Raw genomic sequence first — 17,441 nt, forward strand, 5'->3', positions numbered from 1 at the left:
TTTTTACATTTCTATATTGTTTATACGTACGGTCCAGCCGTTAATGGTGATTCTTACATTAATCATGTTGCCGTTGGAGCTTTGCGTGAAGAAAAAGACGATAACGTATTCGTCCTCACGGTCCAGGTATTCTTGTTGGGGATGTTCACGGTCAAGCATTTTGTCCAGCGAACCTTCGGTAGGCATTAGCATGATATACTCTATGAGGTCTACATTGAGCCATACCTTGTCGGTGGTCTTATGCCGGATGGTAAGCCGTGGATGCGTACCATAAATCAGTCGATTGGTATTAAGTTCAGCACAAGTAGTGGTTAGTACTACGTTGCCTTCGGGGTCGTGGATATCGCCATCACCCAAGTAATAAGGGGAATAGGTGAGGGGTAATTCTTCGGTAACCGCTGTGTTGTTATAGGCTAATAGGGCGTTGTTGTCCGTAATGCTGAATTCAAACTCATCGGAGGGGACGCTGGAGGATGTATTGTTGGCGTCAGCCTGTATGATAAGACGGAAGGTATTGGTATCTTTCATTAGTGGAAAGCGGATGTCTGATGTTGCAGCATCGGGTATGGTTACGGTTTGCATACCGTAGAATAGGGGCACGAGATCACGGTCTACGTTTTGTGCTTCGGCATTCATCCGAACGCTGTAGTCCTTGATGCGTGAATTTGTTCTGTCGGCAGGAGCCAGGCAGAGGTAATCGTCGCTGTTCAGTCCGGTCCATGCCAATATCTGGTAAGTTCCCGGTTGTAGATCCAGCAGAATATTGTTTCTTCGGGCTTCTTCAGCGGAGATATTCATCTCCTTCAGATAGTTTCCTTCCTCGTCAAAGATAAATAGAGAGACTTGATCCGCTTCGTGTTGCCAGGCGTCGGCAAATTTCATGTTGTAGTCATAAACAAAATGCAGATAGTGCTCGCAGGGAGGAAGAACCTCGTGCACAAAACTGCACGTCGCCAACAGCAGGGAAAATGCCAGACCCATGACGGCTGAAACGGAATGTATATAAGCAGAACGTCTCATAATGAACTGTTTTTTCAAGTAAAGGTTAGGAAAAAACAGCCGGAAGGCGGATGCATGAATGCCTTCCGGCAGAGTCTTCCTTATTTGTATGCTAAAGGATTAAAATTCAATATCGTTTACACGAACGGTCCAGTCTAAAATTTGAACATCGACTTCCATATAGGCTTTGTTCTGTTCGTCCGGCTTAGGAGGATTAACAGGATCTGGATCCGGTTCTTGAGGATCGGTCGGATTAGTCGGGTCATTAGGATGTCCGAGTTCTGAGATTTTAGAAACTGACAGCTTATATATATTGTTACGCACTACGGCAAATTCCATAATTCCCATATTAGTATTCTGTCCATTATCATTGTGGCGGTTCCAATAGATGTAATAAACATTGCCATATTTGTCCTCATCCATTCCCTGAATTGGGATTCTTTTGGCTTTACCGTTTAATGTCTCCCTGAGAGTCTTCAATTCTTCGCCTGTGGTGGGTTCGTTAGCAGCTGTTAATGGAGTATTTCCCGAAATATTCCATGCTTTTTTGAATGAATCCCAATGGTTATAGAAACTTCCATTATATTCATAAAGAGCTGCAGTGGTTGCCTCATTGATAAAATCACCGCTAACTTTAGCCTTGAATACTACAGCTGTAGACAGTCCGTTTTGTTGAGAAGCTACGCTGGGAACAGTGTTTTCGGTACAGTAGCCCATGATATAATACGCAGGATTTGCTGTATTCTCTGGTTCTTTAAAATCTAAAGGTAAGTATGGCTCGTTATTTTCTTCTTTATCAATCTCGCTGTTGGCCAGTGGAGTGAAAAATAGCCCTTTTCTTATAGCCAAAGCTTCTGATGACTCTTTTCCGTCTTCTGTGATTTTTGATAACCAAGTCTTTTTACCGTTGGTACTATTCCAGTCACAGTCCACAACATAATTATTTACCGTTTCTGCACCACCATAAGTTATTTTAGTCTCATCCGGATCAGTACTGTCTCCTTCTTTCTTCGCTGCAACTCGTTTCAGGTGATAGAATGATTTGGAGACATTCATTAATTTATATCCTTCTAGCGTAACAGTCAGTTTAGTGGCATCTGCATTTCTATCTTTGATTTCATATTCATTTTTATTTTTCGCAGCTTTGTAGTCGAAACGTGCTACAGCTCTTTCTACTTTGGCTGTGGCTGCCAGTTTATAATTTCCCTCTTCAGCTACAAAATGTACAGCCTGCTTTCTGTCGGGGCCACTATAATTTCCAGTTCCTACGTTGGTATCGGTCATAAAGAAACGTTCTTTGTCTTTATCTGCATACTTTGTTATAAATTCAGTTGCAGTTTCTGTAGTAGCCATTTCTGATTGGTCTTTCCATCCTGTCTGTGTGAGCTTTCCGTTATAATAGTTGTATATCTCGGAGGTCGGATTAACAAACGCATAAACAGCATAGTATTTATCTGAATTTGTGTCTAATGTCACATTGTTTATACGGGCGATATAAGATTTATCGTTTCCGTGTACACCCTCCGTTGTTTTATCTTGACTTGATGTTATACCCACTGATTTCACAAAGCAGATTTCTCCTTCCTCTTTCACATAATATGTATCTTCTTGTTGCTCCTTATCTTTCACATTTACTACAACAACCAGTACTTCTTTCACAGAGTTTTCGTAATCTTGTCCATCTTCTGTTTCAGTCGAAGGACTGGCAGTTCTCGTAGTTATCGGCATCTTAATACTAACCTCCATATAATTCTGTGACGCAGTAGATGGAGGAATATTCTCACCACCTTGCAATTTGTCATCACTGCACGACCATGCCAATATAGGCACCAATCCTGCTAATAGTAAATTCCTGATTTTCATAATTGTTGCTTTTTATTTATACGTTAATTAAATATATGATCGTAACTCTTTTTTATTTATTGTTTATCAACTTACTTTCTCTCTTTCAGCTGTTTTTCCAGTTCTTTCAGCGTCTCTTTTGCCAGCTCTTTCTGCGGGCCTTCCATTGCTTTTTGCAGGTAGCGATGTGCAGCCTCTGCATCACGACGCATTAACGCTGCATTTGCAGCATTTAGGTTAGATACCGGATCGTCGGGATACATGCGTACGGCAATCTCAAACACTTCGTTGAACTCGGGTGTACCCGGTTCATAGCTTTGTGCCACCCGGTACATCTCTTCCAGACTTAATTGGCGAGGGTCAGTATATATCAATTCTTTGGCCTCCTCTACGGTGAAATTACGAATGGTATATTTCACCAGGTAATCCGAATGGCGTAGAGCAGGGAACCACTCACGCAGCATGAATCGGTAGACATCCCCACCACTTATCTCCATCAACTTCCGCTCTCTGCCGTCGAAGATGTCCGTTCCATCTATGATGGCGAGTATTTGCTCTTTTTCCGGAAGGTCCGAAGTTTCTGTCATGCGGCGTAATCCTTCCCAATCTTCGGGTTCGGATGACACGGAGAATTCGGCGTTGCCAAAATCATACAGCCCACGCACATAATTGCGCAGGGCTGTGGCACGTCCCTGCGCAAGCCGTGCATTGTTGCTATAGCTACCCTCAGGCGATGCATATCCTTTGATGTCGACGGCTGTGATGGTGGCGAAACGGTTGTTGCGTACCGAGTCGATAGTGGCCTGTATCTTTGCCAACTCGCGCGGGTTGTTGCGATATTGGGGATGAATCTCTGTCCGGTTGACGGGAAAATCTAGGAAGGCACTTCCTGCCAGTTGGCGTGTCTTCACTGCTTCATGCTTCGGAGCGATGTATTCCACCAGTAGTTGAGGTTCTTCCGGTTCGCGGAAGTCCATCTGTGCTACCGGTTCGGTACTTTGTTGCAATACTTCCCAACCGCAGCCACAAAGATCAGTAATGAGCTTTAGTTCAGACTGTTCCATCCAAGGGAGGTAGGGAATGCGTACGTTGTATTTCATTGTTTGAGCGGTCTGTCCCTTACGTTGTACAACGTAACTGGCATTGCGTTTTTTGGCCGGAAGCCGTTGGTAAAGCAGATGCCGAGTGCGTCCATTAATCAGCATTGCGGGCAGTGTATCCTGATGTCCGCCACCCGAAAGTAGGGGAGTGAGCTCTACTGAACGGGATGATTTTACAATGAGAGGAGTGAGATCCAATGTCAGGTCTATCAGCAGGAAAGAATCCACGCGTTGTACAGACTGTTGCCGTACAATCACTTTTCCTGAATTTTCTCCTTCGTCATGGGTAGCAGTCTGTGTTTGTGCCACAGATGTGTTAGTGGCAAATAGACAGGCTAATATATAAATTATAGGTTTCATTGATTTTGTAAGTATGTTGTTTGCTATTAGGAGATCAGAACATATAAACGAGGCTTACTGCCGCTTTCGTGGGACCCACATAATTCTTGTGTCCTTTATCGAGGCGTGTTCCACAGCTTGCACACGGATATTTGTCATACTTCACGTAAAGGTAGCCAACGCCCACTGAGGCTTCCAGATTCCAGTGCCTGTTCAGCAGCCATTGGTATCCGAAACTGATGCCGCCTCCTGCCATCCATCCTTGAAACCGATAATCGGCCAGTTCCGGAAAAATATCGAATGGCAATTCTATTCCGGCAGCATTAAATTCACCACCCAGTGTGTGTACACCTATAAAACCTTTATAAAACGGTTCGCAGAACCAATAACGGTATTCAGGTTGTAATAACCAGTGTTTCCATTGTTTATGATTGCCAAATTCGAAAGGATTGATGCTTCCAAACAGAGAAATGGTACTTTTGGCAGATACTTTTGTCTCTATGCCACCATTAATGGAAGCAGTTCCCCATCCCAGTAGATTCGTCTTGACCGTAACTTGAGCACATAAAGTGCCGAATTGGAACCACAAAAAGAAAAATAAAATGAATTTTCTCAGCATCATTATATCTGTCAGTTTTGTTGTACTATTTTTAATGCAATATTTATTTTGCAAAAATCGCATATAATATAAACTTATAAATTATTTTTAGTGTTGCTGTTATTAAAAAAAGTCCTTTAATATATTAATAAAAGTAGTATGTGCTTGTATATCAATAGTATGTAAGCATTTCAATTATGTAATAATTATCCGGGATATATTCTTCTTGCTGCTTCTGTGTGAATAATATAGGTGATGATATCAACCATATATAATAAAATATCTCCCATATTATCATTACAATAATATGGGAGATATATAAAAATCCTATTGATAAAGTCTGTTGTATGATGTTTTATATATTCTTTTTCCAATGAAGAAATGAATTCTTGTCGACTTTATCTTTTCCTATTAATTGCAGGTTGTAGGAGTTTAAGCCCGCATAGCGGTATTCGCCATAATTGATGCCACCCAGCAAATCTATGTTCAGAAATGCGCGGACAAGCTTCAAGCCGCATTTCTCTATTTTTTCGACTATACATTTTCCTCCTAAAAGGTTCATTAGTAGATAAGCTGAAACTTCGTAAGCACACCAACCGCATTCTTCCAGATACAGATGGATGCAGCTTTCATTAGATTGTTCTTTTTCAAATACTTCAGAAACTTCTTTTTTCATGATAATCTATTTATTTATTTAGGTCTATATTATATGGTACGATCAATCGGAACTTATTTTCCCTATATTTAAAACAAACTTCCCGCTCTACTGTTTTTTCAAGAGTTGAAACTATTCAGATTATTAACAGTATAAAAGAGAACATAACAAAATGCTATGTGTCTCAATACTAACGCATGAACAAGAACTTCAAGCCATCAAACATACCTGGAAGGGCTATTGTACCATGCACTTCGTCCGGGAACTTTTTGTATATAGCACGCAGATGTTGGCTCTTCATCTCTGGAATGATTCTTTCTCCTAAACTGTCAGCCAATGCGAACTGGTCCAACTTCACATTAGGACGTTGGCGGGTAGCAAAGGCAACATAGAGTTGTTTTCCCGAAAAGTCCTTCTGACCAACTTCTTTCTCGGCTTGCTTCAGGAAAACTCCCCGGTCCCACCATAAGCTGGGATCTATTGCCATGAAGGTATCAAACGACTCAGGATAGTCGAGTAGAACCTGTAGGGTAAATAAACCTGCGTATGAATGTCCTACTAAGAAATTACGGCCGTTGGCAGAAACTTTTTTTTCTATTTCCGGGCGCAGCTCTTCAGTTAAGAAACGATAGAAAGCCTTCATCCCTCCACCTTTTGGAGTATCTCCAGGCTGAATACTGCCATCCCGTCGTGCAGCCGAACTGGTAGGGGTGAAATCTCTGGTACGGTCTGTATTCAAAACAGCGACTACAACACAAGGGGGTAATGAAGAAACCCTTGAAGAAGCAAAGAAACGGGTAAAACCTACTACGGAATGGAAAAATACATCTCCATCCAATAAGTAGAGAACCGGGTAGTCTCTTTCTTCTTCACCCGGTTGTTTTTCCGGTTCATAAATCCAGTACATCCTTTCTTCATTCAGTATGTTGGAGAATAAAGAATGGCGGGTTCCTATATTAATAGAGTCCTGCCCTTGTACCGGTAGAGAAGACGTCCAAGTTATCGTAATAAGCAATAGTATATAAAAACTTTTCATTTTATCTGATTCTTGTTACAAAGTTGGAAGAAAATATTGGTTTTATCAATCCCTACTTGTGGGTATTTTGGGTAGGATTATTCGCCAAAGTTGGTCATAAATCTCTATCTCTTTCTTCTTTTGTTACAAGCTTCTGCCATTACCCCAATTCAGGCTTTTTCTTTTTGACGAATAAGTCGTTTGTAATCGGTTCTATTTCAATCGTATAATAAGACTACACCTTTTGCTCGGAATGGCTACACCCTTTTGTGCTTAGGGCTACACCATCCTGACCAAAGGGTGTAGCTATCCTGATGTTTGGCTAATGAGATAAAATCATAGCTTCTCTTTGAAGTAAAAGTGTGTGATTTACTTTTACATCGTAATTGAATGAGGTACATAAAAATAGAAAATCCCCGGAACTGATTAAAATTCCGGGGATTCTCTATTCTATTCTCTCTGTTACTTCTTTATCTTTATCACTTTTTCTATTTCTTCCAAATTATACCGGGCTGCTTCGTTACCATTCCGGGCAGCTTTGGTAAATTCAACAATAGCTTGATCCTCATTGCCACTCAGCAGGTAATAAATGCCGTTATTATTTGCATATTCGGCTGTCTGTTTATTGGATTTATCCAGATACTTCCGGGCATCGGGCAAATCTTTTTTAGACAAGGCTACAGCGGCAGCATTCAAGTTGGCTACTTCGTCATCAGGATACATACGTACAGCGATGTCGAAAACCTTGATAAAGTCGTCGCCACCTTTGGGATAGCTGTTGGCCACCAGATACATCTCGTTCAAACTGAGATATTGGGGCTGTGTCTTGATAATCTCTTTTCCTTCGTCTACTTTGAAATTGGCAATCGTATAGTCTATGCGGCAATTCACTTTACGGAGTGCAGGGTATAATTCCTTTAGCATTGTACGATAGGGAGCGCCACCACCTACACGTTTTATTTCCTCTTTCCGGCGGGCTATATCGCTGGTGTTTCGGATGATATTGAGGAATTCGGTTTTCTCTTTCGTGTTAGAGGCTTCCAGAGCTTTTACCAGTCCTTCCCAATTTTCACCGCCAAAGGAGACATTGTAGAGATTGGCAGGAATCTGTTCGTGTACGGACAGATATTTCTTCAACGCTTCGGCACGGCTCTTAGAGAGTTGCTCATTGAGTTTAAGCGGTCCTTCGGGGGAGGCAAATCCTTCAATGTAAACACTGGTAATGGTCAACTTCTTGTCATTCTGTACCTTATTGAACATCTCCCGGATATTCCGCAACTCCGTCTGATTGTTCATGAAATCCGGTAGAATAACGGACTTGCCTACGGGGAAATCGAGATAAGCTTCATATTGTTCGCTACGTGCTTTTACTACTTCTGCTTTCGGCTGAATGTAAGAGGGGACAGGTTGCAGTGCAGCCAGACGTTTGGTCTCCGTAGAAACTCCGTTCATAATCATTTCCTGTGTCAGTACCTCCTGGTGTCCTCCGCATCCGCATAAATCTTCTTCCAGATTCAGATAAGCATTTTCCATCCATGGTTCGTAAGGGATGACTTGTGTGTAGTTCAGAACTTCCTGAGTATTGTAAGGAATCTCTATATTGGTTGCCTTATCCAAAGCCATGGCGCGGAGATAGGCCTTTTGCCTTCTGCGTCCGTTGATAACGATTTCTGGCAATACGACATTATTGTCCGGGCCTGTTAGTACGGGAGTTAGCGTCAGGGTGCGGTCATTGCTGACTTTCAGGTTCCGCATATCCATCTGCATGTTTATGTAGAGCGACTCTCCCTGTTGCCATAGGGAGGCATTGGTGATGTTGATGGCATCTTTATAGAATTTTTGCGCGCTGACCGGAAGTGCGGCTATGAGGCACAAAACAGAGTATATCAGTATTTTTTTCATGACTATATTATTTTATGACGTATATGATGTTTAATGCTACCTTGGTAGGACCAATGTAGTTTTTGTGTCCGCTGTCGAGTTTGCTGCCGCACTTGCCGCAGTTGTACTTATCGTAGTCTATGCGGGCATAGCCTACACCGATTTCCGCTTCCATGCTCCAGTGCTTGTTCAATATCCATTGATATCCATAAGAAATGCCGGCTCCATAGATATTGCCCTGATAGCGTTCGTGTCCCAAACCTAATATATTCAGGTTGCTTACATTCGCTTCTGCATAATGGGCGTGCAGGCCGAAGAAATGTCCGTAGAAGCGCTCGCACAGCCAGTAACGAAGTTCAGGCTGTACCAGCCAGTGCTTGATTTGTTTGTGATCCGAGAATTTCCAGGGATTGTAGTTACCGGATATATCGAGGGTCAGCTTCTTGGAGAGCCCGACCTCAAATCCAAGGTTAGCCGTAGTGGTAGCCCAATACAATGCATTGGTCTTTATTGCAAATTTAGGCATGTAGTGGCTTTTGTCCTGTCCGTACGTACTGATGGTGTATGTGAGCATCAGGGCTGCCAATAAAAGGAATTTAATCGTTTTCATATTTTCATTACATTATATTATCGTAAAACAATAGCCGGATTTTGCAGTAACTCTTCCACTTTATATGTGGCGGAATAGTTATAATTCCTCAGAGTGAAAGTAACCACATCATTCAATTTGGCTCCGGCGTATATAGTAGTTGAATAAGTGCTGGTGCGGCTGGTGGTAAAACCAGATGCAATGCCGGTATCTGATGAGGTTACCGTATAGCGGGGGATATTGAGCAAGCCGTTATTCTGATAAACCTTTATCGTATTACCCACCGTTATTGACTGCGCCAGAATATTCTCAAAGCCAATGGTCGTAGGACTGAATCCGGGAGCGGATATTATCAGCTTTTCACTGCTTAAAGCTTTCTTAGAGGTAAACGTGACGGTTTGTCCTCCTGAAGGCTGCGAAGCGTAAGTCCGTTGATAACCACCTGCAACTGCTGTCCATCCGCTTTGGGTGGTTTGCAGATTTTGGGTTGCAATAAACACCGTTAACGGGTATGTGGGCGGATAATCCGGGTATGATGGAATGGTAAACATAAAGCTGGCTGTATTGTTCACACCGTAATTTACCGTATTGTCTCCGTTGACGGAAACATTGGTAAAGTGGCGCGATTTTACTTCCACGCTCTTTGTCTGGAAGATTTCATTGGCTATCAAAACGGTTTCATCGCTGTTTTCAAGACTGGTACGGAAGTTCAATACTTTGGTTCCGGGACCGGTGGCCCAATAGACATACTGATACCCTCCGTTAGTGTACTCCAGTTGCAGGTTTTTGTTAGGCTCTACCGGATAGAGGTTGCCTGTGGTAATGGTACACTTCAACGGATACAAATAGTAGGGTATTGCCGATGGAATAGTGAAGCTCAGTGCTACGTCCTGGTCACGGGCAGTGTATATTTCGGGTGATAAGCCGGCGGGATCAAACAGATATAACGCACTGGATATGACCGTGATGGTACGTGAAAGTACACCTGCCTTAACGGTAATTGTAGCCTCATATTGTCCCGTAATGATGCGGGATACATCGGCAGAAATATTCCCATTTCCGTCATAAGAGAGATTATGAAGTATGCTTCCCTGATCTTCGGCTATGGATACGCTGATTTTAGAGTTATCAGTCACGCCGTTGGCCGTGTATTGGGCTGATACCTTCAAGGTGCCTGCCTGGGTGAACAGGAAGTGCAGTCGGCTTACTGTCAGCACATTATTGTTATTGTCGGAGATAGAAGGAGATTCCTTGAATATCTCGGCATAGATATTATTGGAAGGTTCTGAGGTTTTAGCATCGGCAAATTCAGTACTTCCGTTTGCACTCTCGCTGAAGGATTTTATCACAACCTTGTAGTGGTAATTCCTCATGACGGGGTAGGGCTTCTTGTCCGTATCAAGAAGCTGTATCTTGTAATAAAGTTCTTCGGTCTTTCCTGTCAGTTTTCCCTTAATGATGATATAGGTCTGATCGTTGGAATAGTTCTCATTCTCGAACATATATTTGGCATCCATGTTACAGTCTGTTTCTGTCTGATCGATTTTGGAGACGGGACTGCGAGGCAAGGTCGGCGTGCCGTCTATCAAGGTGAACGGGGTAGCGGGGGCATTCGGGTTGAATGGAGCCACCGTTCCGTTACTTGCATAGTTACAGAGCGCATATCCTGTTACTTCGAAATTCGTAGCTTCGGTTTCTACAGTCACTTTGGCCAGGTTGCGGTAAAGTGTGACATTGGGAGTGTCATTGGCGGAAGAGATTGTTTGTCTTCCCCAGAATACTAAATTGCTGCTGTTCAATGAAGGTATAATCTCCCTTTCATCTTTCTGCATGGCGGCACGTTCGTCAAAACTATCCCATTGGGAATAATTGGCAATGAGGTGAATGATTCTTGCGTCATCGGGTATATGTGCCTGGAATGTCCCGGTACCATTACTGTTACTGCTCAGGAGCGAGGCATGAGCCCGCCCTATGAATAGTCCGTTGGTATCGAAGGTCATCAACCACAGGTCGTTAACAGCATTCTCATCCGTGGCGGCACGGGTGAGTGCCGGTATATATTCAGGCATGTTTACCGAGAACTGAAAGGCGGTCTTATCGTCATTTCCAGTCAGGGGAGTGCCGAGAGTAGCTTCATCTGTACACGAAGCCAGAAGAAGACCGAGGAGTGTTATAAGGTAGGTTAATCGTTTCATACTTTTCTAATTTTAATCCATCAATACTGTTTACCGGATGTCGCGGACGCATCGGACGGATGCATTCAGCGGACTGAATTTACCACCTTCTCCAACGCGGGGGTCCATGAAGTTAACAGCACCGGAAGCATTCGAACTCCAATAATAATTTCCTTCAAGGATGCCTTTAACTTCACATATCCGTATGTTCTGTAAGACATCTATCAGGTAGATTTCCGCTTGCGTGGGCATACGCCAGTCGGAATAGGTTTCTCCGGTAGTGGCATCCCGCTCTACATAATCCCGGCATTTGATTCTGGATGCGGTGTATGTGCTTGCCGTTGTCGTACCATGTTGTGAGGCAAGCATGAAGTGCGGAGAGATTCTCCGGTTGTTTTCTTCCGTATCTATGGCTGCGTGTTCGCTATCTGTCAGCGGATAACCGAGTACGGCATTGTCACGTATGTACGAAGCGTAAGATGCGCCTAATGCGGGATTGGCTGCATAATGGGAATATCCGCTACCGAAGTCTTCGTCAAACTCGTCCGGATTGGGAAGAGTAGAGAAGTCGGCGACGAAGGAATTCATTATATACATCTTCGTATTATTTTGCCCCTGGCTTCCTCCGGGGACATCGGCTGAAATGTCAGAACCGATGTAGAGGGCCGGATATTGGGAGACAGTGACAGGTTGTGTAAGTCCGGCACCATTGACTACCTGAAAGGTGATATCTTTGGCTAGGAAGTTTTCAGGAAGAGGACTCGTTATGGTTATGTTGCCGGACTTTACATTCGGGGTAGCGGTGATGGTTATCTCTTTTCCACCGTTGGAAACCGATACACCATTTACAGTAATCTTCTGTATTTCTACATCCGGTGTGGATGACTGGAAGGTAGTGGTGAACTGCGTACTGTTGGGCATCGAAATCTTGGTATCTTTTACATAGATGAAGTTGATTCCTTCTACGGAAACAAGTACTTCGTGGGTGCTCCAATCCTGTATGGTGTATCCGGCATTCAGCGGAAGTGCGGAATGCGGGTAGGTATCACCTTTCTTGTCTATGTTCACGCGGATATCATACAGGCGGTTACGTTCCAGTTTATAGAGATTTTCAGTCTGGCCCGTGCTTCCGTCCGATAGCCGGTAGTTTACCGGTATTTTGTAATAGTTCTGAGTAGTAGCGTTACCATCAGTGTCCTTTACAGGGACATTGATGAGTACATAACTTTCCCTGTTCGTATCTTTGGTCCAATCATTGGCATACGAATAGAGGATGAATTGATTGCTATTGCCTGCACCTGTATTTTGTTCCGTAAATGAGTTCATGCTTTGCAGAGTGGGGGTATTTACACTACCGTCTGCAATGGATGAGCCACTGGCGGCATAGTTGACCATTTTTTTTGAAGGTATATTATTGTCTATGGGGGTGAAACCGTTTACATAATTCAGGCTTATTCTGATCTTGGCGGCCGCGCGTTTAAGAACAACGGGAATCTCTTTGTTGACGATGATTCCGTCATTCAGCACCATTGTATGCTTTCCGTCCATTAAGAATGCATCTTGTTTTTTATCTGCATCCAGAGTAGGGGCGGTGAGCGCCTTCAGTTCCGGAAGGGATAATCCCGCAGCCGGAATGGTTGCCGTATGGTTGGCTACTACATAAATGGTATGGTTGATGTTCTGATCGAATTTCTCCTGTGCGGCATCCAGGGTAGCTGTATGTTCCCCGGTTCCGGTCAGCTCGGGAGAGAACGCAAAATGCTGGTAGAACAGGCATTCGTCTGCTCCTTCACGGTAAACGAAAACATCTAATGATTTTATCGTATTTTCATTGAGCGCTTCTTCGCCCGGTTCTTCTACGGCACGCGAAGCCACGGAGCTGGGCATAGACAGTTTCAGGGTAATTCCGCTTACCGATCCTGTTCCTGCTGATTCGATGGAGGAATCATCCTCGCAAGAGGTGAGTCCCCAGAATAATGAGAGTATCAGCGGGAGGATATATAGTTTATTTCGTTTCATAATTCATCTTATTTATATTCGGTTTGGCGGATTAAAATATCCGTGTCGTTGTCGCCCGGAAACTGGCGGTTGCCATTGCTTTGCTTCGGATTGATCCTGAGTTTCACGCCTCCTGCGGTTATGTAGAAGTAAGTGCTCTTAGGATTCCCACTCCAGCGTTTGGTGGCTCCTACCTGTATCGTATATGCTTCATCACGGGCTATTCCTTTGGAAACGTTGAGACCGTCGTTCATGCCAAACGTAAAGTCAAGTCCATTGGTCAGAGTAGCGGTCCAGATGGCACCGGCAGGGGCTGTCAGACTAAAACTGTAGTTGGCGTAGGAAGTCTCATTATGGGCTTCTCCGTTCGCTATGTAGGGAAATTGCACGATGCCTGTAGTGGCACCGGCGTCATCTCCATTGTACGGTTGAAGCTGATAGTCGTCCTCCGTGATCTCTTGTCCGATTTCAGACGAGGTAAGCTCCCATGGATAGGGAGTCGTTTTTATTATTAACTGGTTGTCCGGATGGTCGAGCATAGCCATGACGCGGTAAACTGTATTATGCAGCAGACTGTACTTATGGGTTGTCTGCCCCTGATCGGTAAGATATCCCCTGTACGTATAACTGATCCCGTTGAACAGCGCCTTTATGCGGATATAGGGAGTGTTAGCGTCAGGTGTAGCGTCAGGAACTATATTTCGATATGTATAGAATGAAGCATGTGCATTCTCCGGTACTATTTCAGATAAATCAGACGGCATAAGTTGCAGAGTTGTTCCTCCAAGAAATACCTCCGAAACATTCTTCTTGCTAATGGGCGTCGGCATTGATGTTACCTCCGGACTACTATTTGTATTAAGTATCTGATTGACAAATTCTATGGAGTTGACAACTACACTCGAACTCTCCAATCCCTGATTCTTGAACATATAGATGTCCAGCCGTGCTACCAGGCGTTCCATAGGAACTTCCGCTACTACATATTCACTATTGATTGCAACTTCCTTTTTTCCGACCATCAGGATATTGCTGTCAGTAAAAGCGTTGCCGGATACCGTCAAGCTTTCCAATTGCTGCAATGTAAGGTCGGGAGACACCGGAACAGAAAAGGTCTTATCGGGATCGTTATAATTAGCGATCGCATAAATTACTTTTGTCTGTGGCGACACATTGACAGAGCGTGAAAACTCTTCCAGTCTCTGCGGGGTGAATTCCGGAATCAGTTCCGAATATTCACAGTGCTGGTCTGCTTTATTGAAAATATAGAGTGCCAGACTGGAAAAGCTGCCATCGTCTCCATGAATCAAAGCTTTGTTTGTAGGAGCCGTTTTGATCAGAAAGTTTAGCCGGGCCTGATTATCGGTTGTATCGGATATCGGCGTCTCGTTTTCACTGCAAGAGTACAGTAGCAGTGCCATGGCAAACAACTGCAAACAGAACCGGTATTTTAATTTTAGCTTCATATACATTGGGGGTTATATCCCCGGTCTGATCACTTCCTCGTCCCAGGGTTTTACTGTGATGGCGGTTCCATTGAAATAGATGCGGATGCCTACCGCAGCTTCATTGATGCCATTTACAGTAATATTATTATCTTTCATGAAGTCCTTTAATTGCATGGTGTATAATTCTTCATTGCTCTGAAGGTCGCGCAATCGCAGATATACTTCATTATCATCATTAAATCGTAATACGTTGAATTTTGAACCAAACTTTTGTACGTTGGAGTCAAAAGTTACCAACGGGAAATAAGAGACGCGTTCGTTTGAAAACGTTTTGGTGAAGTCCACTGTTGAACTTAATTTCCCCATTTCTATACTGACGGGGGAAGTGGCTGCACGTGTACTGCCAACATCCAGTCCTTCCAGCTCTATTTGCATTTTTATATGCGCACTGCTGAAATAAACGGTGTCAACCTTATAGCTTTCATTGACAATTGTAATCTCTCTTTCTCCAAAATACAGACTGTCATTAGTCGATATCAACTCTTTCGTAAAATAATGCGGGGCTCCGACAAGGTTGTTTTGCAAGGATGAACCTTCGTTTATCCGTGTGTCGTTGAGGGAGTTTCCCCAGCATATAATGTGATATTGACCGCTTGGCAAATTCAAGGTAGTGCCGCGTTGGCGGTTGAGCTCTTTCCGGTTGAGAACTGTTTTCTGTACAAATACATTGTTCTGATTGTATATATACATATCTACCTTTTCTATTTTCTGAGGAAAGATTTCCTTTGTTCCATCACCCAGGTAGCTGAAGTACAAAGTTGTCTCACAATCATCAAGGTTTTCTTTTATACACCCTGTCACTGTTACCAGTAGCAGGATGTATAGAATTATTGCCTTTTTCATATTTCAGGGTTTGTTGAGTCTGAAACTTATTGTTCCAGATCAAATCCCGGAGTGATTGTTTCTTCATTCCACGGAGCGACTGTGACGTGTACCAGTACGTTGTATTGTACATTTCCTAAGTCATTGTCGAGCATCGGAACTAACTCTATCTCCATATTATAAAGGGTACCGGGTTTGAAGTCGGCTGCTGTCAGTTCAGTGTTTACTTCTTTATAATACTTCACCAGGTTGGCAAAGCGTGCGCCATTTGCTAAGTCCGGGTTAAATACTTCCGTATCGGATGACTTCAGGCCGGTAATGTTCAAATCAGAAAGATCTAAATGCAATTGCGGTATGGCTGTGCCCGGGAAGAAATTGAAAGCATAACATTTGCCGGCTAAATCCAGTGGCAGGTTACCGTAGGTTCCGTCTTCATTATATATAATGTAGCTGGCAAACGGAGCTGCGTCTATTATCGGAGTCGTGTCAAAAGTCCACATACCATCATGGATATGTCCTTCGAAAGTTGAGTTCAGAAGCAGGTTGTCCATTGTTCCCGGATTCTTGTAAGTGTTATAGAAGTTATTCATATAGAAGCCTTTTACATTTCCTGAGAATCCTGTCCAACTAACTGTTGCTTTCTTATCTGTTCCGTCAATGGTTCGCGTAAAATCGAAGTTACCTGAATTCTTGAATGAAATCTTGGTAATTTGCAGTCGGGCTACAATAGGGACTATGGTCACTTGTGCCGTATAAGTCTTACCTGCTGTCGGAGTCGGATCTATCGGTTCATTAACGATAGGTTTCAGATCATCGTCCATACCATAGTAAAGCACTTCGCTACCCTGTTGATTGGCTAACTTGGTATTAACTACATTGTTAGTTACGGCATTCCCGGGATTTCCATAAATATACACTTTAGAAACGGATTCGGGAATGTTTATGAACTTCAATCCTTTTGCTGGATCGGTCAATTTATTCCAGTCGGAGTTAAGCACTTCATCTTTGGTGACGGCTTTGGAAGTTATGATTTTTTCATTTACGTCAGTCAGATTGATTAATACACTGTTCACATTCTTAATATCCGATGTGATGATATCTGTTGGAGAAGAAGCTCTTGTCTTGATCCCGCCTAATGATACTGAAATGGATTTTATTTCGTCCTGTGAAACAGAAACATCGTCTTTGTCACTGCAAGAGAATAATGCTATACTTACGACTCCTGCTAATAATAACTGTTTAATTTTCATGTCTTATAAAAATAATTGTTTATAAAATTTCCCAATACTAATTTTGGTTGCGTACGTCCTGTTGGGATCATAACAACAACAGTTGCATAGGAAAGTTTTGAGTGCAGGTAGTATTTTCTACAGGAAATAATCAAAACAATGATATTTTTATGAATTTTATCCAAAATTGTATCGATTACAACTTTTGTTAACCATGTTGGAGAGCGTGAGCTCCGTTATAGGATGTTGTATTGCGCAACTGGGCTGTTTGATAAATAGGCTCTAAAGTTGATTTAATGAGATAGAATATGAAGCAATGTTATGTCGCATATAAAGCAATGCTTTTGAATAGAACATTGCTTCTTTCAGGACAGAACATTGCTTCTTCTAATACTATTGATATAGTATTGGAAATATATTTACTAAATCAATCCTGATCGGCAAGGTTCTGGCGAGTGAATAGGTGTCATTTTTGGTGTCAGTGTCACCTATACACGTATTTTGGAGAGTGTGTGGCTTGAATTTATTGGCAACTTGTTGATTAATAGTGTATTATTTTTAATTTGTATTTTGTGTTTATACTTTTTTATGTCTTTTAGCATGTTCTTCAATTCTCTTTCTTCTGCACTGCAAGAGTAGATATTTAGATTGTGAAATATGTATACATGTACCGTCTGTGCGGAATTTTTTGC

The 17,441-nt window shown here is 42.9% G+C and carries 13 protein-coding genes; all 13 read right to left on the bottom strand.

Annotated elements, in window-relative coordinates:
• Nucleotides 1-3: 3 nt before the first annotated feature.
• The 13 genes from K429_RS0124555 to K429_RS0124615 all read right to left on the bottom strand — a co-directional run bounded on the left by K429_RS0124555 (nt 4) and on the right by K429_RS0124615 (nt 16,770).
• Nucleotides 4-1,020, bottom strand: a complete 1,017-nt coding sequence (locus K429_RS0124555; protein WP_029328447.1) for a FimB/Mfa2 family fimbrial subunit — start codon at nt 1,018-1,020, stop codon at nt 4-6.
• Nucleotides 1,021-1,119: 99 nt separating this feature from the next.
• The gene (locus tag K429_RS0124560; protein ID WP_029328448.1) at nt 1,120-2,862 is read right to left on the bottom strand and encodes an Mfa1 family fimbria major subunit; all 1,743 of its coding nucleotides are present in this window, start codon (nt 2,860-2,862) and stop codon (nt 1,120-1,122) included.
• 71 nt (nt 2,863-2,933) lie between these two features.
• On the bottom strand, nt 2,934-4,301 hold the full coding sequence (locus K429_RS0124565) for a DUF3868 domain-containing protein (protein WP_029328449.1): 1,368 nt from the start codon (nt 4,299-4,301) through the stop codon (nt 2,934-2,936).
• Nucleotides 4,302-4,335: 34 nt separating this feature from the next.
• Nucleotides 4,336-4,896, bottom strand: coding sequence for a DUF3575 domain-containing protein (locus tag K429_RS0124570; RefSeq protein WP_149950730.1), 561 nt, complete (start codon nt 4,894-4,896; stop codon nt 4,336-4,338).
• 337 nt (nt 4,897-5,233) lie between these two features.
• Complete coding sequence (locus K429_RS0124575; protein ID WP_022209107.1) at nt 5,234-5,554, bottom strand: hypothetical protein; 321 nt, start codon at nt 5,552-5,554, stop codon at nt 5,234-5,236.
• A 169-nt stretch (nt 5,555-5,723) separates the two neighbouring features.
• Nucleotides 5,724-6,569 carry an alpha/beta hydrolase gene (locus K429_RS0124580; protein WP_029328451.1) on the bottom strand — a complete coding sequence of 282 codons (846 nt, stop codon included), beginning with the start codon at nt 6,567-6,569 and terminating at the stop codon, nt 5,724-5,726.
• A 441-nt stretch (nt 6,570-7,010) separates the two neighbouring features.
• Nucleotides 7,011-8,450 (bottom strand): DUF3868 domain-containing protein, encoded by a 1,440-nt coding sequence (locus tag K429_RS0124585; protein ID WP_029328453.1) that lies wholly within the window; start codon nt 8,448-8,450, stop codon nt 7,011-7,013.
• Nucleotides 8,451-8,457: 7 nt separating this feature from the next.
• Nucleotides 8,458-9,039 carry a DUF3575 domain-containing protein gene (locus tag K429_RS0124590; protein WP_029328454.1) on the bottom strand — a complete coding sequence of 194 codons (582 nt, stop codon included), beginning with the start codon at nt 9,037-9,039 and terminating at the stop codon, nt 8,458-8,460.
• Between the two features lie 17 nt (nt 9,040-9,056).
• On the bottom strand, nt 9,057-11,213 hold the full coding sequence (locus K429_RS0124595; RefSeq protein ID WP_029328455.1) for a hypothetical protein: 2,157 nt from the start codon (nt 11,211-11,213) through the stop codon (nt 9,057-9,059).
• Between the two features lie 30 nt (nt 11,214-11,243).
• Nucleotides 11,244-13,211, bottom strand: a complete 1,968-nt coding sequence (locus tag K429_RS0124600) for a fimbrial protein (RefSeq protein WP_029328456.1) — start codon at nt 13,209-13,211, stop codon at nt 11,244-11,246.
• An 8-nt stretch (nt 13,212-13,219) separates the two neighbouring features.
• Nucleotides 13,220-14,656, bottom strand: a complete 1,437-nt coding sequence (locus K429_RS0124605; protein WP_029328457.1) for a DUF4906 domain-containing protein — start codon at nt 14,654-14,656, stop codon at nt 13,220-13,222.
• A 12-nt stretch (nt 14,657-14,668) separates the two neighbouring features.
• Nucleotides 14,669-15,541, bottom strand: a complete 873-nt coding sequence (locus K429_RS0124610; RefSeq protein WP_007213856.1) for a FimB/Mfa2 family fimbrial subunit — start codon at nt 15,539-15,541, stop codon at nt 14,669-14,671.
• 26 nt (nt 15,542-15,567) lie between these two features.
• Nucleotides 15,568-16,770, bottom strand: a complete 1,203-nt coding sequence (locus K429_RS0124615; RefSeq protein ID WP_029328460.1) for a hypothetical protein — start codon at nt 16,768-16,770, stop codon at nt 15,568-15,570.
• Between the last annotated feature and the right edge of the window lie 671 nt (nt 16,771-17,441).

The sequence above is a fragment of the Bacteroides sp. 14(A) genome (assembly GCF_000526555.1).
Classification (GTDB): Bacteria; Bacteroidota; Bacteroidia; order Bacteroidales; family Bacteroidaceae; genus Bacteroides; species Bacteroides cellulosilyticus.